Here is a 23,212-nt window from a genome sequence, read left to right on the forward strand (position 1 = left end):
TCAATAAAGACCACTTTAAAACTTAGATGGTGGGGGGGGACGGATTCGAACCATCGAAGCTTTCGCGGCAGATTTACAATCTGCTCCCTTTGGCCACTCGGGAACCCCCCCAGTACTTAAATGATTAAATGGTGCCGACTACCGGAATCGAACTGGTGACCTACTGATTACAAGTCAGTTGCTCTACCTACTGAGCTAAGTCGGCTTCATTTAAGTGACGCGCATTCTATGTAATAGTTTTCGTTGTTGCAACAGTAAAAGTACAAAAAAATAAGATAAATCGACTGAGTGGGCAAACTTCATACAAAATCAGTAATTCAGTTCCTTCTGTGGTATGAAAAACCAGCACTAAAGCAACTCAACATTGCACATGAGCTAGCCGCAAAGAAATTTCGCCACCGATAAAAGGCTTGATCACCCCGTGTTGCTCAACTAGCAAAGCCCCCTGAGCATCAATCCCTCGCGCAATACCTGAAATAGTCTTCGGGCCAATGATCAAATTAACGGGTTGATTAATAAACGCATCAAGGGCTTGCCAACGCGTCAAGAAAGGCTCCAGTCCCGCTTGCTCATAAAGTGACAAGCTTTGTTCTAATGCCATAATCAGCCTTGCGGCCAATTGATTACGGCCAACACCACTCGTGCCCATTTGATGTAAATCGGTCCATGGTTGATCAATTCCTTCTGCCGCCGCTGCTGGCATCTTCACATTAAGGCCTAGCCCTATCACAAGCTGACATGGCCCAGCAGCCTGAGCTGACATTTCGACTAAAATCCCAGCCAACTTTTTCCCAGCGACATAAATATCATTGGGCCATTTTAGCTGAACGCCGCTAACACCTAAGGATTCAAGTGCGTTTACTGTTGCAATACCTGTCACCAAGCTCAGCCCCATTGCCGCCCCCATGCCCGCTTCAAGCTGCCAGTACATGGATAAATACAAATGGGAACCAAATGGCGATACCCATTGTCGCCCACGCCGACCGCGCCCCGCCGTTTGGCATTCAGCCATACAAGTTGCCCCAGGGGTCAACTGATCTAACCGATCTAATAAATATTGATTAGTGGAATCAAGCACCGGAAATACATCTACCGCTTTTTGCTCCGACAACGAACGGATCAAGGCTTCATCTAATAACTCAATTGGCGCAACCAACTTATAGCCTTTACCTTTTACACTGTGAATATCCAGCCCTAATGCTTCGGCATGTTTGATATAGTTACTAATTGAGGTACGAGTCACCCCTAATTGCTCGCCTAACCATTCGCCAGAATAGAACTGGCCATCCGCTAACAGTTGGATCAAGAGATTGATATTCTTCTTAGTTGTCATCGCAGCGCCACCTAATATTAATTCAAAATTTAAGCTTCTTGCTCAACGTCTATCGCATCGCGCTCTAGTTGCAACATGATATCATCAAGGGTTGTTTCCCCATCTGCAGCTATAAAGCGCACTTCATGTTCGAGTAAAACACCAAACCGCTCAGCTACTTGATTTCGCACTAACCAAGCCAACTCAATCACATCTTTAGGCGTAGCACCGCCTTGATTAACCAATACCAAAGCTTGTTTCTGGTGAACCTTCGCACCCCCGACTTGTCGTCCTTTTAAACCACATTGGTCGATCAACCAGCCGGCAGCAAGCTTTTTAATATTCTCGGCACCTGTGTCATAAATAGGTAACTCTGGATAAGCAATCGCCAGTGCTTGCGCTTGCGCTGCTGGCACCTCTGGATTTTTAAAAAAGCTACCGGCGTTACCTAAGGTACTCGGATCAGGAAGTTTTTCTGACCTGACTTGGCACACCAGATCGTAAATTTGTTGCGCACTCGCCGCTTCTGGCAACTGCTTCAAATCGCCATAACTTAAGGTGCGCAGCCACTGTTTAGGTAAGCGAAACACAACCTCAACAATAAGATGGGTGTTTTTATACTCATGCTTAAACACACTGTCGCGATAAGCGAATTGGCATGCTTGATGTGACAACGTTTGCCACTCACCGTCAGCTAAGCGATACGATCTAACACTGTCGATGAAGTCTTTTACTTCAACTCCATAAGCACCAATATTTTGCACTGGTGTGGCTCCAACACAGCCGGGGATTAACGCTAGGTTTTCTAAACCATGATAGCCATTAGCCAAACACCAAGTTACAAACTCATGCCAATTTTCACCGGCACCAACAGTAATCAACCAATCATCGCCATCATCTACTACTGTCTTTCCTTTGAAATCAGGTTTGATGAGCACCCCATTAAAGTCTTCACAAAAAAGTAAGTTACTGCCACCAGCAAGAATAAAATGCGGGCTATCTGGTTGATAAGTAAAATCGTCTAAGTCACTTTCTGACGCCAACGTCACTAAGGTATACGCTTTCACATCAAGAGCGAAAGAATTGAAATCAAGCAATGACTGTTGCTGGGAAATGATCATATAGAAGGCCTAAATCAAAATATCAGCGCAGCATTATACTGAAAATGTTCGACTAAAGCCCGACCCAAAATAAAACCTTTATCGGAAGGACTACTGCACCAAAGCACCAATTAGGGGCAGACCCACCCCACCTTGCACCAATATAGACCACTCATAGGGTAAAACAGGGCGCTAACATTTTTTTGTCACCACCAGTGCGCCATTACCAAGCCCCACCTCGCAGCAAGCGCACCATAAAAAGTCACAATTAACATTTATGGCATAAAACCTGCTGTATCAGCTCAGACAAGGATTTAGCTGACACGAACCTTGAGTGCTTAGCCAAAATAATAATCAATACCTTGCAACACCTAAAACTTACAACTGAGAGACAACCGCTTTATGACAGCCTAGGGGAACACCCAGGCAGGAAGCAAAGGGAGAGACAGTGGACAATATCAACAGCGCAGTAGAAACCTTAGTGCAAAGTTCAAACACTTTATTTATTTTACTTGGTGCCATTATGGTACTGGCGATGCACGCAGGCTTTGCCTTCTTAGAGGTGGGCACAGTACGTCAGAAAAACCAAGTTAATGCATTAGTGAAAATTATCGCCGATTTTGGCTTTTCTGCCGTGATTTACTTCTTCATAGGTTATTGGATAGCTTACGATGTGACGTTTTTAGCGCCTGCTAGTGAACTGACCACAGCGAACGGCTATGAATTAGTAAAATTCTTCTTTTTGCTTACTTTCGCCGCGGCTATTCCTGCGATTATCTCTGGTGGTATTGCTGAGCGGGCGAAATTCTACCCGATGCTCGCCGCATCAGGTTTAATTGTTGGGTTTGTTTACCCTTTCTTTGAAGGCGTGATTTGGAATGGCAACTACGGCTTTCAAGCTTGGCTAGAAACAAGCTTTGGCGCAAGTTTCCATGATTTTGCAGGCTCGGTGGTTGTTCATGGCGTCGGCGGTTGGTTAGCTTTAGTGGCGGTATACTTTCTTGGTATTCGTAATGGCCGTTACCGAAACGGCAAGTTAGTCGCTTTCGCGCCTTCTAATATTCCATTTCTTGCTTTAGGCGCGTGGATTTTAACGGTCGGTTGGTTCGGTTTTAACGTGATGTCGGCACAGACGATGGACGGGATTTCCGGCCTAGTTGCGGTAAATTCATTGATGGCTATGGTTGGCGGCATCATCGTTTCATTACTGGTCGGAAAGAATGACCCCGGCTTTATTCATAATGGCCCCTTAGCAGGTTTGGTCGCAGTATGTGCTGGCTCGGATTTAATGCACCCTATTGGTGCTTTGCTAACCGGTGGTATTGCTGGCGGCTTATTTGTGGTGCTATTCACTTACTTACAAAACCGCATGAAACTTGATGATGTACTCGGTGTGTGGCCTCTACATGGTGTGTGTGGTGCTTGGGGCGGTATTGCTGCAGGCATTTTTGGCACTGAAACGCTCGGCGGACTGGGCGGAGTGAGCCTGATGTCACAAGTCATTGGCACTTTAGCGGGCATAATGGTCGCACTGATTGGTGGTGTTATCGTATACGGCATTCTTGCCAAATCAGTAGGCTTACGCATGACTCAAGAAGATGAGTATCATGGGGCTGATTTAAGCATTCACAAAATAGGGTCAATCAGTGAAGATTAATCACTGATGGTTTTATTATTCAAAGCGGGTAAAGCCCGCTTTTTTTATTTTTCAAAAATATAATTGACATCACCATAAGATGAATCTAAATTAATGACGAATCGTCAAACATAGACATTTGGTCAACTTTAGTGTTCGTGCGCCAAATCATGGCTGAGCATGCTGAAGACACGTATAATTCATTTTATGCATTAAAAGAACGTGGCGACTCATGACAACACAAACAAGAAAAGCAAGAGAAGTAGCAGAGCGTGAAGAGCTACTGCTGGATTTAGCCATAGAGATTATTGAAAAGCATAGTTTCGCCAAGCTAACGATGGATAAATTAACGGCCCGCTCTGAATACTCGAAAGGAACGGTATATAACCACTTTTCGAGTAAAGAGGATTTATGGTGTGCCCTTTGCGCAAGAGGGCTTAGGATCCAAAAGAGCATGTTCGGAAAGTTAGCCAATTTTAAAGGCAATAGCCGAGAGCGCATACTGGCACTTAGTTTCGGTTATGAGTTATTTACCTTGTGCCATCCCATCTTAACCATGGTGTCATTAAGGGTGATGAGTCCGGCGGTATTTGAAAAAGCCTCCCCTGCCCGGATCAAAGCGCTGAGTGAAACAGAAGATGAAATGGTCGAAATGCTCAAAGGCATGATTGAAACAGCAATGGCAAACAATGAGTTAAGTCGACGCTATGAAGATAACCTCTATCAAGTGACGTTCGCCATTTGGGCAATGAGCTTTGGTTCGGTGACCATTCTACGTAACTCAACGCCAACCCCCTGCTTGGAGCGCATTGATGTCGATTCAGCAGTGTTGATTAATGCCTCCATTGTACTAGATGGGCTACAGTGGCAACCTTATTCATGGGAATGGGATTACAAAGCCAGTTGGCGGCGTATTGCTGAGGAAGTATTTTCTGAAGAGTTAGCTACATTAAATAAGTAGCCAACAATGAACATTTATAAAAAGCCAGTTAGCTGGTTTTTTTACAACAGCAAATGACGATTAGTCACTTTATGATTAATCGTCATATTTTTACTTAGATAATGACGAAACGTCATAGTGAGGACGTAATGCAAAATACTAGCCCCCCTAACACAGCAAGATGGCAAATTTGGGTTGTAGAACGCCCCATAGCAAGCCTATTAGCCACCTTGATGGTTCTTTTTGCCTTCGCCTTTGGTGCAAGCAAATTATATTTCGATGGTGACTATCGAGTGTTCTTTGGCCCTGACAATCCTCAACTGCAAGCTTTTGAGCGGATGCAAAATGTTTACAGTAAGTCAGATGCGGTTAGCTTCATCATCGCCCCCAAGTCAGGTAATGTATTCAGCGATCAAACTCTGAGTCAGATCCATCAAATGACCAAAGAGTCTTGGCAAACCCCCTACTCAACACGGGTTGATTCAATTACTAATTTTCAACATACCCGAGCAGAAGAAGATGACTTGCTGGTTGAAGATTTGTTACTTGAAACCAATCTATTGAGTCCAGATAAGAAAGATGCAATCCGCCAAGTTGCCCTAACACAACCTGAGTTACTCAATAAGTTAGTCGGCGAAAATGGTGCTGTCACTATTATCAACGTTACCGTACAACTGCCAGAAATAGATCCCTTAACAGAGGGGCCTGCCGTTGCCGCCTTTGCTAAAGAACTAAAAGCTAAGTATGAAGCCCTCTATCCTGACACCGACATCCGCATGTCTGGTTTAGTCATGCTTAACGACGCATTTGCCACCTATGCGCAAAGTGATTCCAGCACCTTAGTGCCAGGCATGTTCTTGGCTATCTTACTGATGCTAGCTTTTTTGCTACGTTCCATTTTGAGCACTATTGCATCGTTAGCGGTGATCATCGCGACTATCGCCGCCACCTTAGGCGTGTCTGGCTGGCTTGGTATTCCCCTTACCACTCCAACGGTCAATGTACCCACCATTGTAATGACATTAGCAGTGGCTGACTGCGTACACATTATTAGCAGCATGTTACTTGCTATGCGCCGTGGCGAAACCAAAAAACAGGCTATTTACAGTAGTTTGACCATCAACCTTAGGCCCGTATTTATCACCAGTGCAACGACAGCCATTGGCTTTTTATCACTTAATTTTTCTGACTCACCGCCGTTACGTGATTTAGGTAATTTAGTTGCCGTAGGCATGTTATTCGCCTTTTTATTTTCCATCACCTTACTACCGGCCTTACTGAGCTTACTCCCCATTAAAGTTAAAGCGCAGCCAAATCCATCGGCCAATATGCAGCGTGCAGCTCTTTGGGTGATTAAGAAGCAAAAACAGGTATTAGGTTTTGGCGTTATTATCGTGGCGGCATTGGCATCACAAGTGCCAAACAATCAAGTTAATGATGACGCATTGAAATATTTCAGTACCGATACCACCTTTCGCCAAGACTCCGATTTTATGGCTGAGCATATTTCAGGCATGACTAGCCTTGAGTTTGGTCTTGATAGTGGTATGAGTAATGGCATCAACGATCCGGCTTTTCTAAAGCAGCTTGCTGAATTTACTGCGTGGCTCCGAGCCCAACCAGAGACCGATCACGTCTTATCCCTTTCAGATACCATCAAGCGTCTCAATAAGAACATGCATGGTGATGATAACTCGCAATATCGCTTACCCGATGAAAAGGAGTTAGCTGCACAGTATCTCTTAATGTATGAAATGAGCTTGCCCTATGGCTTAGATTTGAACAACCAAATCAACATCGATAAGTCTGCCACCCGCGTGGTTGCCACCTTTAAAAACCTTGGTAGCACTGAGATATTAGCCCTCGAGCACAGAGCTGATGCTTGGTTCCAGCAGCATGCGCCTAACTTACAAGTGGACATAGCGAGTACTAGTTCGATGTTTGCTCACGTCGGTGAGCGTAACATGAGCAGCATGTTAATTGGGACAGCCTTTGCACTGGTATTAATTTCCGCTCTACTTGGTGTAGCCCTACGTTCATGGCGCCTTGGCTTTATCAGTTTGCTGCCTAACATTCTCCCTGGCTTAGCTGGCTTTGGTTTATGGTCTTTGGTCAATGGTGAAATTAACCTTGCTTTGTCTATTGTTTCTAGCTTAACACTGGGGATCGTTGTCGATGACACGGTGCACTTTTTAAGCAAATACCAACACGCTCGTAAGCAAGGGCAAGATACCGAACAGTCCGTTATTTATGCTTTTACCAGCGTTGGTCGAGCACTACTGATTACTACCTTGGTTATCTGTATCGGCTTTGGCATTTTAACCCAGTCCAATTTTGCTATGAACGCAGACATGGGATTACTCACTAGTATCGTTGTTATGATCGCATTGCTGATTGACCTGCTAATTTTACCCGCGTTTTTACTGGTATTTGACCGCAAACCTAAGTTGGCAAGCAATACAAAAACCAGTAATAGCGAGCCTCAATTAACTTCTCTAGCCAATTCATAGGAACCCTATAATGAAAAAAATATATTTACCACTATCACTTACCGTCGCGCTTGTTGCAACGGCGGCCATTAGCCCAGTGCTAGCCAGCGATAATCAAGGCTTAAGCATCATGCAAGAGCGTAAACTGCGCGACACTGGTTGGCGCAGTAGTGAAGCAACCTTAGCAATGCACCTAACTAATGCGCAAGGACAGACCAGCACCCGCAATCTAAGAATGAAAAACTTGGAAGTCGCAGGTGATGGTGATAAGTCGCTGAGTATTTTTGATACGCCACATGATGTTCAAGGCACCGCTTTTTTAAGCTTCTCTCACGTCACTGGCGCCGATGACCAATGGCTCTATCTACCTGCACTCAAACGGGTTAAACGCATTGCATCACGTAATAAGTCGGGTCCCTTTATGGGCAGTGAATTTGCCTACGAAGATCTCAGTTCATTCGAAGTCGAAAAGTATCGCTATCAGTACTTAGGTGAAGCCGACATTGGCGGGGAAAAGACTTGGAAAATTGAAAATATCCCTACTGACCAGTATTCAGGCTATAGCAAATTAATTACTTGGATCGATCAGCAACACTATCGAGTGTTAAAGACAGAATATTACGACCGAAAAAGCGCGTTACTGAAAACCTTAACCTTTAGTGATTATCAAGCTTATGAGGTGAAACAAGAAACAGGTGATGAAAACAAACGCTTTTGGCGCGCAAACCTGCTAGCAATTGAAAATCATCAAACGGGTAAAAGTACAAAATTGAATTTTAGTGAATATCGCTTCGATACAGGGCTTACTGAAGCCGACTTTAACAAAAGTAAACTCAAGCGCGCCCGTTAAGTTTATTGGGAGGGAATACCTCCCACTTTTTCTTTGAAAAATAGTCTTATACCCAATCGACCAAGGGATACTTGGGTATATAACAAATGTAATCAGCAAATGCTGATCAAGGAAGTATAATGAAACCATACTTTGCAGCAGCGCTGCTTAGCGCTTTTCACTTACCTGCAACAGCTGTCGAGATACAAGGCTCGATCAGCTTACAACAACGTAGTTTTGTTGAATCTGCGCAATTTTCACATCAAGGTGATAACCAAACCTCGATTGCCATTGAGCCAGAATTATACCTGCCCTGGAATGATGGCCAAGACGCTTTTATTTTCACCCCATTTGCTCGCCTTGATAGTCTCGACGATGAGCGTAGTCATTGGGATATTCAGGAAGCTAAGTGGGTTCATTTACGTGATGATTGGGAGTTTGAGCTAGGACTTGGCATTGTCTTTTGGGGGGTAACCGAATCACAACACCTAGTCGATGTGATCAATCAAACGGATCAGGTTGAAACCGTCAATGGCGATCGCAAACTCGGCCAGCCCATGGCACATTTGAGTTTGATCCGCGATTGGGGGGTAGTCAATGCGTTTATCTTGCCCGGGTTCAGGGAGCGAACCTTTGCAGGCGAAAAAGGTCGTTTACGAACGCCATTAGTGGTTAATCCTGACCAGGCTCAATACGAGTCATCCGCTAAAGCGAAACATATTGATTTTGCGCTGCGCTGGAGTCGTACCTTTGGTGACTGGGATGTCGGTGTCGCGGGCTTTAAAGGCACTGACCGAGAGCCTATTTTACAGCCCTACAATCAAAACGAACTCGTTCCTTATTATCAACAAATGTGGCAGATTAGCACCGATATTCAAGCCACATTGGGTGAGTGGCTGTGGAAAATAGAAGCGTTACATAAAGAGGGGCAATTTGAACACTATCAAGCTGGCGTTGCAGGTTTTGAATACACCCTGATAGGTCTAGCTGATACTAATATCGATTTAGGCCTATTAAGCGAGTATAACTGGGACCAACGCGGCTTAAACGCCAGTACTCCGTATCAAAACGATCTTTTTCTCGGAACTCGGTTGGTTTTTAATGATGTCGATGGCTCGGAAATATTACTTGGAGTGGCGCGAGATTTAGAACAGATGAGCTACTCAGGCCGCATCGAAGGCAGTACCCGATTTGGTCAACATTGGCGATTAAACCTAGAAGCTTGGCTGTTCTACAGTAGCGAAAGCAATGACCCACTTTATAGCTTGAAAGATGACGATATGCTAAGTATTAACCTTGAATATTTTTTCTGACAGAGACCATAGTAAAAATCTAACAAATTGTTTCGTCTATGATTAAAAAATAGTCTAGAGTTTATTAATGCATTACATTGCGCCGTCTAATGCTAAAGTCGAATATACACAGAAACGAAAAAACTGCATAACATAGTCGTAACATATAGGGAGATAAAAAATGCATGCATATTTACCTGCCATCGACGTATTGATGTGCCATTGTGGAATTAGCTTTGAAGAGGCTTGCGAACAACTTGGAGTGAATATGGCTGAACTGACGGAATCAGATAGCCGTGAAAAATATCTTCAAGTATCAGAGAAATGAAATAATTTTTTGTTGTAGTAACCAAGCGGTAGAAATGATAAAACCCAGCTATATAGCTGGGTTTTCTTACTGATTATTTTTCTTTTCGATAAATTTAGCTCAAAACACGGCTAATGATTCCAATATCACTAACAACTCAGTAGAATCCAGCTTAAACGAAGTGAAATCCTCTATGGTTTTATTTAGAATAGCTGAAGGATCAGCACATTACCTTCACGGCAAGGATGTGAGTCAAAGATGTACTATGACTTTTTTGGGCTAAGAGAAAATCCATTTTCAATCGTTCCAGCCCCTGATTACTTTTACCTGACTGAGCGTCATGAGCAGGCGCTGGCTCATTTGATGTATAGCTTACAAGGTGGAACGGGTGGCTTTGTCTTATTAACTGGAGAAGTTGGCACCGGTAAAACCATCGTTTGCCGCACTTGGCTTGCCGGCCTCTCCGAGCAAACCTCGCTTGCCTATATCATCAACCCTTCGGTTAGCGAAATTGAGCTACTTGAAACCATCTGTGATGAATTTGCTATTCCATACCAGAGTGATCAAGACGACTTAAAAACCCTTTTTGAGCTCATAACTCATTACCTCCACCAGAATCACTACCAACAAAAGCATTCGGTGTTATTGATTGATGAAGCTCAGCTGTTAACCCCTTTGTCTCTTGAGCTACTTAAACTGCTGACTCAAATTGAGCTCGATGGGCAAAAGCTACTTAAAGTGGTACTCATCGGCCAGCCAGAACTGCTAGCACTGCTCAGAAAAGAATCGCTACTAGTACTGGCTCAAGGGATCCATGCGCGTTATCACTTGTTGCCATTGAACTACAAAGAGGTTTGCCTTTATGTCGCGCATCGCCTCCAAGTAGCCGGTTGTCGGTTAAAAGTGTTCAATCGTTTGGCACTTAAAGAATTACAACTCCATAGCAAAGGCATTCCACGCTTGATTAACCTGATTTGCGATCAATCCATGTTGGCAGCTTTCGCTAAAGGACAGCATCAAGTTTCAGCTAAAATAGTGCGACAAGTAGCCAACGAAATCCAAGGAATCCGCCATCACAGTGCACTGCAACAACTCATTCAGCCATACCGAGCGGTTGCTTTTAGCTGCATTGCTGCAGCCATTATAGGTTCAAGTATTATTACTTTGACTCCGCCAGCCAGCCAGCAGCCAATAAAAATAGGTGTCAACGACTCATGGTTTTTACCACTTTTCAATGAACAAGAAACCATCAAGATCAGTGCGCAATCAAAACAAGCCGTCAAAGATGGCAGCCCAGTCGGGGGCAATGACAACCGAGAAGCTCATTACCTTGAAAGTATTATCACTAACAGTCGCTCGCCGCACCAAGCGATGAAAAACCTCTATAAACTTTGGGGCTATACACTTGCTACCGAACGAGCCGATTGTCATACCGGACAAATAGTGGGCCTGCGCTGCTTAAGAGATACCGCAAACCTTGAACAACTGAAAACAATGAACCATCCCGCGGTGGTAAAAATGCGAGACACTAATCAGCAACCATACTATGCCACCTTAGCCAAACTTTATCGTGGCGTAGAGCTATTAGTCGACGGCAGTCATATTCGCGTCAGTGAATCTTGGTTCAATGCCCATTGGACTGGAGAATACACCCTACTTTGGAAAGCGCCTTTACAATTTAAGGAATACCTAAAGAGAGGCGATCAAGGGCTAGCCGTTAGTTGGTTAAGTGAAAGCTTGTCCTTGTTACAATCAAACAATGTCACTATAACAGATCACTTTGATCTGACAGTTGAACAAGCATTAAAGCAGTTCCAACAACAAGAGCAGCTCATCCCAGACGGTATTGCGGGTACGAAAACGTTACTGCAGCTTAATTTAAAAGTGCGACCAGAGCAGCCACGTTTAGTCTTCACAAACTAGACTCAATTCAGCCAGCTTGTATGATGCAGGTAGCTTAATCGCCATAGTGTGCTAAAGACTCTCTTACCCTTATTGCCATATCAAGATAAATAACATCAAGCACCGAACATTATTATGAAAAAAGGCCTGTAACAACAGACCCTTAATAAACTTAATAGGTATTTTGTGCCTGTTTCCTAAAACGGAATATCGTCGTCAAAATCCATTGGGGGCTCATTGTAGGTTGGCTGTGACGCAGGTTTCTGTTGTGGCGCTTGCGCAGGCGGAGCTTGATTATAAGCAGGCTGCTGTGGCGCTTGAGTAGGAGCAACATTCGGCTGTTGCGGTTGTCCCCAGCTTTGTTGTGGCTGAGCTTGCTGTTGGCCACCTTGAGGCGCACCATAACCACCTTGCTGGCTCCCCTGCTGACCACCATAACCGCCTTGGCCACCACCTTGCTGACCACCTTGACGACCACCAAGCATTTGCATGACACCACTATAACCTTGCACCACAATTTCAGTGGTGAAACGATCTTGACCTTGCTGATCTTGCCACTTACGTGTTTGCAATTGCCCTTCAATGTAAACTTGTGAGCCTTTACGAAGGTATTCACCAGCCACTTCCGCCAACTTACCGAACAAAGACACGCGGTGCCATTCGGTTTTTTCACGTTGTTCGCCGCTGGTTTTATCACGCCATGACTCAGACGTGGCAATAGTAATGTTAGCAACCGCACCACCGTTCGGTAGATAGCGAACCTCAGGATCTTGACCTAAGTTGCCAACCAAAATAACTTTGTTCACTCCACGAGTGGCCATAATCTTAACTCCCGTTAATTAACACACTTAATCAGCTTATGGGCCTGACTAAGTTCAAACTCTGTATGTTTTACTTTTAGATAAACTACACGCTCATAAGGTACAACAACGGCTTCAATTACCCCGGCTAATTGGGTTAATTGGCTCGCTAACTGCTCAGCCTGTTGTGTCTCCATGAGTTTAATACTTAATACATGATTGCGAATTTGACTAGGGTTACTCATGCCAAATGCGATGACCAACCAGCATAACATTAAACAGCCAATAAAAATAAATAAACCTTGCTCGCCAAAATAATTATAAGCTGTTCCGCCCACGACTCCGCCCAAAAAAGCGCCTAAAAACTGACTAGTGGAATAGATCCCCATCGCAGATCCCTTTGCACCAGCGGGCGCCAACATGGAGATAAACGCTGGCAGTGACGCCTCTAAAAAATTAAATGCAGTGAAGTATAAAAATACCGCTAGCAATATTAACCATAGCGGCATATTCGCGCAGGCCAATAAAAATAAGCTTGCCGCCATTAGTACAATCGAAAATAAAAAGAACTGCTTATTTTTTTGCTGACGAGCACCAATAATCAACATTGGAATAATGAATATAAAGGAAAGGATTAGGGCGGGGAAATACAATAACCAGTGCTGAGTCACCTCCAACCCCGCCGCCACTAATTTAAGTGGCAGCACCACAAACATCGCGGTCAATGTTAAATGCAGAACAAAAATTCCCGCATCTAAACGTAGTAACTCAGGCTTTTTCAGCAACTTTCCTAGTAACTGGGGAATCGCTACCGTTTCACCTGCTGGTGCTTTATGCACTACATCGGGTACGACGAACTTTACAATCAGTAAACCCAATATCGCCATCAGCGCAGTAAAATAGAAAAGTCCTGACAAACCAACAAATTGGGTCACTAGCGGCCCCACTACCATCGCCACCGCGAATGCTAGTCCAATACACACCCCGATCGTCGCCATCACCTTGGGACGTTGTTCTTCTCGGCTTGAATCGGCCGCAAGGGCCAAAATGGCACTGGCAATGGCGCCTAATCCTTGTACCGCTCGGCCAAGCGCCACACCATAAACAGAATCAGACATAGCTGCGATAACACTACCAATGGCAAAAACAATCAAACCAATAAAGATGACAGGTTTACGACCAATACGATCAGACAACATCCCCATCGGAATTTGAAATAGCGCTTGAGTTAAGCCATATGCCCCAATAGCTAAGCCAACCCAAAGTGGCGAGTAGCCATCAAGCTCTTTACCGTAGTAAGCAAAAACCGGCATGATCATAAACAGGCCCAACATTCTTAGGCCAAAAACAACGGCTAATGAAATAGATGCTCGCTTTTCGGTAGCATTTAATGCACTTTGACTCATGAGGCTTTTCTGACAGCTGAAATAGGCGGGGATGATAACATGATAGAAAACAAAAACGAAAACCCTTGCTCTAACTCGAAACATGGGTTCAATGTGCCGTTATATGGATAAAAAGCCACCAAATAATTGTCAATAATAATAAATTTATGTAATCTAAATTAGTATAAACAAACCTAATAACAAGGCGCTAGTTGGGTTTTATAACTAACTTGTTAATGCTAATGCTTTTTTAATGCTTCACTTATTTTTGATAGATGTATTAGTCTAAGCGCGCTGAAAAGCTATCAGGGAATGACTTTAATGAACAAACAACAGCATTTATTTTTAATTTCAGAAGACTCAATAGAGTCTGCTGCCCTGGTTCATTTTCTAAAGTTAAAACTGGCTGTGGACGTTGAATTGCTCAGTAGCCCCGAGCAACTGAACATTTCTCAGAACGTGGACACTGATTACTTCTTTCTTGTCAATTTGCAATATATATCAAGTGCAAACGAACAAGATTGGCATCACGAGATAAATCAATGGACGACCAACACCAGCATTATTCTTTTCAATACTGACCCAGAGTTAGAGACACACTTGTTACAAGCTTGGCCGCTGTGTGCGGGCATTTTCCAAAAATCTGCTGACCAAGAACAGCTTATCAAAGGCATTAATTGTGTCTTTGCTGGCGAATATTGGTTTAGTCGTTCCACCATGACGTCACAACTTGCCACGCTACGCACTCGGCTTCACCGCCAGTACCAGCCATACGCAAAGTTAACCAGTCGTGAGGTGGAAATATTAAAGCAAGTAATGACAGGGGCGTCGAATATGCAAATTGCCGACAACCTGTTTCTTAGTGAACATACGGTTAAATCGCATTTATATAATGTGTTTAAGAAGCTTAAAGTCAAAAACAGGCTGCAAGCTGTTAGCTGGGCAAGAGAATACATTTAAATTACATCGCTTTTTAGCTTAATTTAAAAGCCAGCAAGGATGCTGGCTTTTCTTATTCTAACTGTCTATTCATACAGTTAATACTGTGCGATACTCACTACTTTGATTTTGTTTACAGAGTGGCAACATGGATAACATTGAAGTCAGAGGCGCACGTACCCATAACCTTAAAAACATTAACCTAACAATCCCCCGTGATAAGTTAGTGGTGATCACTGGCCTATCTGGCTCAGGTAAATCCTCCCTCGCCTTTGATACCTTATACGCAGAAGGGCAACGTCGATACGTTGAATCACTCTCGGCTTATGCGCGTCAGTTTCTTTCCTTAATGGAAAAACCCGATGTTGACCATATTGAAGGCCTCTCGCCTGCGATCTCAATTGAACAGAAATCAACCTCACACAACCCGCGCTCTACAGTGGGCACCATTACTGAAATTTATGACTATTTACGCCTGCTTTATGCCCGTGTTGGCGAGCCTAGGTGTCCGACCCATGATATCGCGCTAAATGCACAAACCATTAGTCAAATGGTCGACAAGGTACTAGAACTCCCCGAAGGCAGTAAATTAATGTTATTAGCCCCCGTTGTAAAAGAGCGGAAGGGTGAGCACGTTAAAACCCTGCAAGGTTTAGCGGCACAAGGGTTTATTCGCGCTCGTATTGATGGTGAAGTATGTGATTTATCTGATCCTCCGACACTCGACCTACACAAAAAGCACACCATTGAAGTCGTTGTCGACCGCTTTAAGGTACGCGGCGACATGCAGTTACGCTTGGCGGAATCATTTGAAACGACGTTAGCCTTATCTGGAGGGACGGCGGTAATCGGCTGGATGGATAACAGTGAACACGAAGAAGTAATTTTCTCGGCAAACTTTGCTTGTCCACAATGTGGCTACAGTATGCAAGAACTTGAGCCGCGGATTTTTTCATTCAATAATCCTGCCGGCGCCTGTGGCACCTGTGACGGCTTAGGCGTGCAACAATACTTTGATAGTGAGCGAGTACTTACTGAGCCAAAGAAAAGCCTGGCAAATGGTGCGGTAAAAGGTTGGGACAAAAAGAATTTTTATTACTTCCAGATGCTAACCTCACTTGCAGATCACTATGGCTTTGATATCAACACACCTTTTCAGGAGCTTGCTCAAGAGGCGCAGCAAGCTGTACTCCATGGCAGCGGCCGCAGCGAAATTGAATTCAAGTACATGAACGACCGTGGTGATGTCGTCGTCAGAAAGCATCCCTTTGAAGGCATCATTCCCAATATGCAACGCCGCTATAAAGATACTGAATCAAATGCAGTGCGTGAAGAGCTCGCTAAGTATCTTAACAGTCAACCTTGTCCAACTTGCCATGGCAGCCGTTTGCGTGAAGAAGCCCGCCATGTCTTTGTCAGTGATACCAACCTGCCCAAGGTGGCAACTATGTCCATCGGTGAGGCTACTGAATTTTTTAATGGTCTCGCTCTCACTGGCCAAAAAGCGCAAATAGCCGAGAAAATTTTAAAAGAAATTGTCGAACGCTTAAGCTTCTTAGTTAATGTTGGCTTAAATTACTTGAGTTTAGAGCGCAGCGCTGAAACTTTATCCGGCGGTGAGGCGCAGCGGATCCGCTTAGCCAGCCAAATTGGCGCAGGGCTAGTGGGAGTAATGTATGTGCTTGATGAACCTTCGATAGGCTTACATCAACGCGATAATGAACGCTTACTTGGCACCTTGAATCATCTAAGAGATCTTGGCAATACCGTGATCGTAGTAGAGCACGATGAAGATGCTATCCGCACAGCAGATTACATCATTGACATAGGCCCAGGCGCAGGTGTCCATGGCGGTAGCATTATTGCTGAAGGAAGTTATGAAGAGATCTTAAAAAGTAAGGGTTCACTCACCGCTGACTACTTAAGTGGCCGTAAGTCTATTCCAATTCCTGATAAACGCACACCACTAACCAAAAAGTGGGTCAAGCTAAAGGGCGCAAGTGGCAATAACCTAAAAAATGTCAATTTAGACATACCTGTGGGTGTCATGACCTGTGTTACTGGTGTGTCTGGCTCCGGTAAATCAACCTTAATCAACGACACTTTTTACCGCATTGCACAGAAAGAGCTCAATAACGCCAGTTTAAATACACCAGCCCCCTTCAAAAGCATCTCAGGCTTACAACACCTTGATAAAGTGGTGGATATTGATCAAAGTCCAATTGGTCGAACACCACGCTCTAACCCCGCTACTTATACAGGTATTTTCACCGGTATTCGTGATTTGTTTGCGGGTACCCAAGAAGCAAGAAGCCGAGGCTATAAACCGGGCCGATTTAGCTTTAACGTTAAAGGCGGCCGCTGCGAGGCTTGTCAGGGTGATGGTGTAATAAAAGTAGAAATGCACTTCTTACCTGATGTTTACGTGCCTTGTGATGTTTGCGCGGGTAAACGCTACAACCGGGAAACATTAGAAGTTAAGTATAAAGGCAAAAATATTAACGAGGTACTTAACATGACGGTAGAAGACGCGCTGGAGTTTTTCGCTGCAGTGCCGGCTATGAACCGTAAATTGCAAACATTGCTTGATGTCGGTTTAAGTTATATCTGCCTTGGTCAGGCCGCTACCACATTATCGGGCGGCGAAGCGCAACGAGTGAAGCTGGCAAAAGAGCTATCTAAACGCAGTACTGGTAAAACCTTGTATATTCTCGATGAGCCTACCACAGGTTTACATTTCCATGATATAAAGCACTTGCTCGAAGTTTTGAATAAGCTTAGAGATCAAGGCAATACCGTCGTTATCATCGAACACAACCTCGATGTAATAAAAACTGCCGACTGGATCGTAGATTTGGGACCAGAAGGTGGTAGTGGTGGCGGTGAAATATTAGTCTGCGGCAGACCAGAAGATATCTGCCAAGAAACACGCAGCCATACCGCGACATTTTTAGCTCCACTACTTAAGAAGTAAGGAATATAAACACTCATGGATCAGTCTCGCTCTCGCCTAAATATCATTTTTACTGTGATATTTGCTTTGTATTGTTTAATAGGAATGCATTACTTTCAGCATAACCAAGGCGGAGCGGGTTTAGATCTACCAATGAATCCAGTGGCGTGGTGCTTCATTTCTATTCTGATTGGCCTGGGGTTATGGCAAATCAGCATAGTACAAATCATTCGTTATAATGTGATGTCTATAGCTGGATTTGTTGCGTTTGCCTTACTTGTCATTCCAATATTTTATACTAATGGGACCTTTGCTGATGCCAGTTATGGCCGACTATTTGGGTTTATCGGCGGAATATTACTTTTATTTGCCATGCAGCAGCTCAATTTTAGCAAACAAAATTGGTTGCTGTTACTGTTTCTAATTGTCTGCGCCGGCTTTATCCAAAACCTTTACAGCCTTACTCAGATGTACCTGCTCAAGCCAGGAAATATGTTTGGTTACGATGTTAACTATGGTCGCCCCTATGGCATTTTTCAGCAACCTAATGTGTTAGCAAGCTTCACCGCAACGAGTTTATTGCTTTCCTGTTATCTTATTCAGAAATGGGCTCTAAAAGGTCGACCTGCGCTAACGGCATTTTTACTTTTGCAATGTTTTCTATCGGCTTGGGTGATCTATATCAGCGCTTCCAGAACCGGCTATTTAGGCGCTGTAATCGGGCTTATCTTAATCTCCCCTTGGTTATTTCAACAATCGAGAAAACGTTTTTCTTGGCTCGTCATTGCCATCACCCTCGGCCTCTCAATGCACTTTATGATAGGTGATGGTAGCGTATCCCGTAATAAAGAAGAACTAGCCAAAGCAGGTGCAAGAGCGCTGCAATACGAACAAAGTTGGCACATGATGCTGGAGAAACCCCTTACCGGTTGGGGTTACGGTAATTTTGAAGCCAGCTTTTTAACCAATCGTGCGGAGCGAATACAAGCAGAAGGAGTACCATTTGTCTTAGAAAATTTAACTCATCCCCATAATGAGCTAATGTACTGGGGGGTTGAAGGCGGCATTGTGCCTTTGTTAGGCCTATTGATTTTAACCCTTACATTTATGTATTTACTTACTCGCTTTCAGTGGCGTAAAGCTTTGGCATTATTGGCTCTTGTATTCCCTCTAACTTTACACAGTCAAACGGAATATCCGTTTTATCACGCAGTGGCAACTTGGTTTGTATTCATAGTAATAGTTGCCTATATCAGTTTCAGCAGTAAGCTCGAAAAAGAAATTATTTTTCGTCCTTATTTGTTAGTAAAATCTAACGCTATACTGATTCCGCTACTCACTTGCGCCTTTATGATCAGCGCAGTGCAAACAAATTACTTGGTCACTAAATTCGAGCGTTCGGGCAGAACGGATATCGACCTTTTGATGCGAGTTGTTAACCCACTGGCATTAACCACTAGACTTGAGTTCAATATCTTTACCTTACGTATGCTGGTTGGGGAAAAGTTAAATAAACCGGAAGAGCTAGAGGCTTATGTTGTTTGGGCGAGTGAATTTGTTAAGCATACCCCAAGGGCCAATATTTACTATAATCTTGCTTACGCGTATCGCTTACTTGATCAAGAGCAGCAATCACAAGCTGTCATCAACTATGCTCGATTTTTATACCCCAATAATGAACTATTAAAAACAGACTTAGCAGAAGTAATGCGCGATGTCGAAAAAGCTCCCTCTGAAGTTGAAGAGATTTTGGACGAAGTGAGCCAGCCTAACCAATTAATGAAGTGAGAACGAATTGTTATCTAGGCGTAAAAATTGCTTAATTTATAACCATAATATAGGCTAATTTTTGCCTACGAGGAATTACTATGTATAGAATATTTCTGACGCTGACATTATGGTTAAGCATCTATGTGCCGACAGCAAGTGCGGATGTTTATATGTGGGTAGACAGCAATGGTACGACACATTTTGCACAAAAAAAATTAAATAAAAATTATACTCTACTAATGCGTACCCCTAAGCAAACCACCCCAGCAAGCTTTGGTAACTGGACCGACAAACCGGCCAAACGAGTTAAAATATATAAAGTAAATAAAAAGCTACGCCAGCATTACCACCCAACCATTGTGGATATTGCCTCTCGCCATCAACTAGAGCCGGCATTACTTCACGCGGTAATTAGTGCAGAATCGGGTTATAACCCACAAGCCGTTTCTCGTGCTGGAGCAGTAGGTATGATGCAGCTGATGCCTGGCACCGCCAAGATGCTCGGCGTCAGCAATAGCTACGATGTGGTTCAGAATATGGAAGGTGGTGCGAAATATCTAAGAAGTTTGCTCAACCAATACAACAATAAGAAATTGGCTTTAGCCGCTTACAATGCCGGCCCAGGTGCGGTAAAAAAATACAATAATCAAATCCCACCTTATAAAGAAACACAAAACTATGTCAAAAAAGTGATGCAGTATTACGAGACCTATCGGCAAAACATGTAGTTCACTCTCAGCTGATCGAGATAATGCCGATTAATTCGGCTAAACACTTCAATTGTGCCAACCAGATCATTATTATGTGTTCCACACTAAAAAATAGACCCCTCGTTTTGCAGCTCAATTTTTGCAATTCATTATTTTCTTTGGAGAAGTACTTAACATGGCAAGTTTTTCATTGGCGTTCGGTAGCGCAACAAAAAATAACAGCGGAAAAATTATCGAAGCTTTCTTCCCTAATCCAGTTCTAAGCCCAAGTGCAGATCTTATTACAGCGTTAACAGCGATAGTTGACTATCAAGGCGGCAACGAAGTTTTTGAGATAACCTCAGAGCAAAGTAAGGCGTTAGCAGGCGCATTTAAGCAAGCTGGCGACGATAAAAATGCTAAGTTTGCACAACAGGCAGCAAGCTCAACTCAGCCTTTGGTGTTAGTTATTTTAGCGACTGATGAGAAGCCAGCAAGCGTCGCGGAAGGTTTCTTAAAGCTACAACTATTGTCACATCGCTTAGTTAAACCACATGGCTTAGTGCTAGATGGTATCTTTGGTTTACTTCATAACATCGCATGGACTAACGAAGGCCCAATAGATTTGCCTGAGCTAGCAGAACGCCAAATTGAAGCGCGTCTTGCAGGACGTACACTTAGCGTAAACTGTGTAGACAAATTCCCTAAAATGACTGATTACGTGGTGCCGACTGGCGTACGTATTGCGCACACAGCACGCGTTCGCCTGGGTGCACACATTGGCGAAGGTACAACAGTAATGCATGAAGGTTTTGTTAACTTTAATGCAGGCACAGAAGCCGTGAGCATGGTGGAAGGGCGTATTTCTGCTGGCGTCATGGTCGGAAACGGTAGTGATGTGGGTGGCGGCGCGTCTATCATGGGCACCCTAAGCGGGGGCGGCAGTGTTGTTGTCTCTATCGGTGAAAACAGCCTTCTAGGTGCCAATGCTGGCCTAGGCTTCCCATTGGGTGATCGCTGTACGCTAGAGTCAGGTTTATATGTCACAGCGGGAACCAAGGTTACTATGCTGGACTCAGAAGGAAAAGAAGTTGAAGTTGTCAAAGCTCGTGATTTATCGGGTAAGAGTGACTTATTATTCCGTCGTAATTCAATAACAGGTAAGATTGAGTGCTTAACCAATAAGTCCGCTGTTGAACTTAATTCTGAGCTGCATAGTAACAATTAATAAATAATAGTAGCTAATTGCTTAAGATAGCCGTGTAACTCCGCTTACATGGCTGTCTCCCTTCTTCGTAAAGAAAATAAAAACACCTCTCAGTATCAATACTACGTTTTTGAATTTATTAGATATATTAATTATTTTCTATATATCGAAATAGACTTGCATAATTATTTATCTATACCAAGATAAATTGACACAGATCAATTTAGACTTGGAGAAGAAAATGAAAGGCAACAGTAAAGTCCTGCCCGAATTGAATAAGATCCTTACGTTAGAACTCACTTCAATTAACCAGTATTTCTTACATGCTCGTATGTTTAAGAACTGGGGTCTTGGCGAGTTAGATGAAAAGGATTATAAAAAATCGATTAAAGATATGAAGCAAGCAGATGAGTTGATTGAGCGGATCCTGTTTCTTGAAGGCCTACCAAATTTACAACAACTTGGGAAACTTAGGATTGGTGAAAATACTACAGAGATGCTGGAATGCGATATGGCCTTTCAGTGCGAGCAAATAACGGCACTACGCAGTGCAATTGGGCTATGTGAACAAGAGCAAGACTATATCAGTCGAGAATTGCTAGAGGCCATTCTTGAGTATGAAGAAGAACACCTCGATTGGATTGAATCACAACAGTTTTTAATCCAAGCAACGGGGATCGAAAATTATCAACAATCAATGATGGAGAGTTAACATGCTAGGTAAACAAGTCGTAATCGATCACCTCAATAAGCAACTAACGCTTGAGCTTACCTCCATGGATCAGTATCTCGCACATTCCAAGATGTACGAAGATTGGGGTATTAATAGGCTACATGAAAAATTAGCTCACGAATATGAAGAGGAGCTCGAGCATGCGCAGAAGCTGATTGAGCGGATCCTATTTCTAGAAGGCACACCGGATACAGCATCCCGAATGGCAATTCATATTGGTTCAAATGTTGAAGAAATGCTTAGGAACGATCTTGCTGCAGAGTATACAGTCGCGAATAGCCTGCGAGAGATCATCGCTATTTGCGAAAAAGAACAGGACTATGTTAGTAGAGATATGTTAACCAAGCTACTTGATGACACCGAGATGGATCATATTTATTGGCTAGAGCAACATTTAGGTCTTATAGAAAAGATCGGTATACAAAATTATGTACAAGCGCAAATGGGAAGTTAAATAAAGGCAAGATAAAAAAAAGGCCGGGTAAACCCGGCCATTTTTTATTCTTCTGCTGCGTCTTCTACTGCTTCAACAACTGGGCGCTCAACCAGCTCGATGTATGCCATAGGAGCATTATCACCAGCACGGAAGCCACATTTTAGAATACGAGTATAGCCGCCAGGGCGAGACTCGTAACGTGGACCCAATTCATTGAATAATTTGCCAACAACGCTGTTATCACGTGTGCGAGCAAATGCTAAACGACGGTTAGCAACACTGTCTTGTTTAGCTAGTGTAATTAATGGTTCAACTACACGACGAAGTTCTTTAGCTTTAGGCAAGGTTGTTTTGATAACTTCATGAGTTACCAAAGAGCTTGCCATGTTACGAAACATAGCCTGACGATGACTGCTGTTTCGGTTAAGTTGACGTCCACTCTTGCGATGGCGCATAACCTAATCCTTCTAACTAATACGTTAACTCAGTAAAT

At 43.6% G+C, this 23,212-nt stretch carries 19 protein-coding genes and 2 tRNA genes; 14 read left to right on the top strand and 7 right to left on the bottom strand.

Annotation, left to right across the window (positions count from 1 at the left end; genetic code table 11):
• Positions 1–27 precede the first annotated feature (27 nt).
• From K1M91_RS06090 to murB, 4 genes are all read right to left on the bottom strand, one after another.
• Positions 28–111, bottom strand: a tRNA-Tyr gene (locus K1M91_RS06090).
• 18 nt (positions 112–129) lie between these two features.
• Positions 130–205 (bottom strand) — tRNA-Thr (locus K1M91_RS06095).
• Between the two features lie 153 nt (positions 206–358).
• Entirely contained in the window at positions 359–1,333 is a 975-nt protein-coding gene (gene birA, locus K1M91_RS06100) for a bifunctional biotin--[acetyl-CoA-carboxylase] ligase/biotin operon repressor BirA (protein ID WP_232800667.1), read from the bottom strand.
• Between the two features lie 29 nt (positions 1,334–1,362).
• Positions 1,363–2,433 carry a UDP-N-acetylmuramate dehydrogenase gene (gene murB, locus K1M91_RS06105; protein ID WP_232800668.1) on the bottom strand — a complete coding sequence of 357 codons (1,071 nt, stop codon included), beginning with the start codon at positions 2,431–2,433 and terminating at the stop codon, positions 1,363–1,365.
• A gap of 427 nt (positions 2,434–2,860) precedes the next feature.
• On the opposite strand from murB, the gene K1M91_RS06110 reads away from it, so the two are divergent.
• The 7 genes from K1M91_RS06110 to K1M91_RS06140 all read left to right on the top strand — a co-directional run bounded on the left by K1M91_RS06110 (position 2,861) and on the right by K1M91_RS06140 (position 11,828).
• Positions 2,861–4,069 (top strand): ammonium transporter, encoded by a 1,209-nt coding sequence (locus K1M91_RS06110; RefSeq protein WP_232800669.1) that lies wholly within the window; start codon positions 2,861–2,863, stop codon positions 4,067–4,069.
• A gap of 211 nt (positions 4,070–4,280) precedes the next feature.
• Complete coding sequence (locus tag K1M91_RS06115) at positions 4,281–5,009, top strand: TetR/AcrR family transcriptional regulator (RefSeq protein ID WP_232800670.1); 729 nt, start codon at positions 4,281–4,283, stop codon at positions 5,007–5,009.
• A gap of 128 nt (positions 5,010–5,137) precedes the next feature.
• Entirely contained in the window at positions 5,138–7,498 is a 2,361-nt protein-coding gene (locus tag K1M91_RS06120; protein ID WP_232800671.1) for an MMPL family transporter, read from the top strand.
• Between the two features lie 10 nt (positions 7,499–7,508).
• Entirely contained in the window at positions 7,509–8,327 is an 819-nt protein-coding gene (locus K1M91_RS06125; protein WP_232800672.1) for an outer membrane lipoprotein-sorting protein, read from the top strand.
• 119 nt (positions 8,328–8,446) lie between these two features.
• Positions 8,447–9,619: a hypothetical protein gene (locus K1M91_RS06130; RefSeq protein ID WP_232800673.1), complete on the top strand. Its 1,173-nt coding sequence runs from the start codon at positions 8,447–8,449 to the stop codon at positions 9,617–9,619.
• A 160-nt stretch (positions 9,620–9,779) separates the two neighbouring features.
• Positions 9,780–9,926 (top strand): hypothetical protein, encoded by a 147-nt coding sequence (locus tag K1M91_RS06135; RefSeq protein WP_232800674.1) that lies wholly within the window; start codon positions 9,780–9,782, stop codon positions 9,924–9,926.
• Positions 9,927–10,163: 237 nt separating this feature from the next.
• The gene (locus tag K1M91_RS06140) at positions 10,164–11,828 is read left to right on the top strand and encodes an ExeA family protein (protein WP_232800675.1); all 1,665 of its coding nucleotides are present in this window, start codon (positions 10,164–10,166) and stop codon (positions 11,826–11,828) included.
• Positions 11,829–12,004: 176 nt separating this feature from the next.
• Here the strand turns inward: K1M91_RS06140 and ssb are convergent, their stop codons facing one another.
• Together ssb and K1M91_RS06150 are read right to left on the bottom strand one after the other, a co-directional pair.
• Entirely contained in the window at positions 12,005–12,628 is a 624-nt protein-coding gene (ssb, locus tag K1M91_RS06145; protein ID WP_232800676.1) for a single-stranded DNA-binding protein, read from the bottom strand.
• 14 nt (positions 12,629–12,642) lie between these two features.
• Positions 12,643–14,013 carry an MFS transporter gene (locus K1M91_RS06150; protein ID WP_232800677.1) on the bottom strand — a complete coding sequence of 457 codons (1,371 nt, stop codon included), beginning with the start codon at positions 14,011–14,013 and terminating at the stop codon, positions 12,643–12,645.
• Positions 14,014–14,313: 300 nt separating this feature from the next.
• On the opposite strand from K1M91_RS06150, the gene K1M91_RS06155 reads away from it, so the two are divergent.
• The 7 genes from K1M91_RS06155 to bfr (K1M91_RS06190) all read left to right on the top strand — a co-directional run bounded on the left by K1M91_RS06155 (position 14,314) and on the right by bfr (K1M91_RS06190) (position 22,737).
• Entirely contained in the window at positions 14,314–14,952 is a 639-nt protein-coding gene (locus tag K1M91_RS06155) for a LuxR C-terminal-related transcriptional regulator (protein ID WP_232800678.1), read from the top strand.
• A gap of 127 nt (positions 14,953–15,079) precedes the next feature.
• The gene (uvrA, locus tag K1M91_RS06160) at positions 15,080–17,905 is read left to right on the top strand and encodes an excinuclease ABC subunit UvrA (protein ID WP_232800679.1); all 2,826 of its coding nucleotides are present in this window, start codon (positions 15,080–15,082) and stop codon (positions 17,903–17,905) included.
• A 15-nt stretch (positions 17,906–17,920) separates the two neighbouring features.
• On the top strand, positions 17,921–19,672 hold the full coding sequence (locus K1M91_RS06165; RefSeq protein ID WP_232800680.1) for a Wzy polymerase domain-containing protein: 1,752 nt from the start codon (positions 17,921–17,923) through the stop codon (positions 19,670–19,672).
• 80 nt (positions 19,673–19,752) lie between these two features.
• The gene (locus tag K1M91_RS21360; RefSeq protein ID WP_282561098.1) at positions 19,753–20,382 is read left to right on the top strand and encodes a lytic transglycosylase domain-containing protein; all 630 of its coding nucleotides are present in this window, start codon (positions 19,753–19,755) and stop codon (positions 20,380–20,382) included.
• 157 nt (positions 20,383–20,539) lie between these two features.
• Positions 20,540–21,571 (top strand): 2,3,4,5-tetrahydropyridine-2,6-dicarboxylate N-succinyltransferase, encoded by a 1,032-nt coding sequence (dapD, locus tag K1M91_RS06180; RefSeq protein ID WP_232800681.1) that lies wholly within the window; start codon positions 20,540–20,542, stop codon positions 21,569–21,571.
• Positions 21,572–21,791: 220 nt separating this feature from the next.
• Entirely contained in the window at positions 21,792–22,262 is a 471-nt protein-coding gene (bfr, locus tag K1M91_RS06185) for a bacterioferritin (RefSeq protein WP_232800682.1), read from the top strand.
• Position 22,263: 1 nt separating this feature from the next.
• Entirely contained in the window at positions 22,264–22,737 is a 474-nt protein-coding gene (gene bfr / locus K1M91_RS06190; protein WP_232800683.1) for a bacterioferritin, read from the top strand.
• Positions 22,738–22,781: 44 nt separating this feature from the next.
• On the opposite strand, the gene rplQ is transcribed toward bfr (K1M91_RS06190), so the two are convergent.
• The gene (gene rplQ / locus K1M91_RS06195; RefSeq protein ID WP_232800684.1) at positions 22,782–23,174 is read right to left on the bottom strand and encodes a 50S ribosomal protein L17; all 393 of its coding nucleotides are present in this window, start codon (positions 23,172–23,174) and stop codon (positions 22,782–22,784) included.
• Positions 23,175–23,212: the final 38 nt, after the last annotated feature.

Source organism: Motilimonas sp. E26 (assembly GCF_021278025.1).
GTDB lineage: Bacteria > Pseudomonadota > Gammaproteobacteria > Enterobacterales > CBDFNC01 > Motilimonas.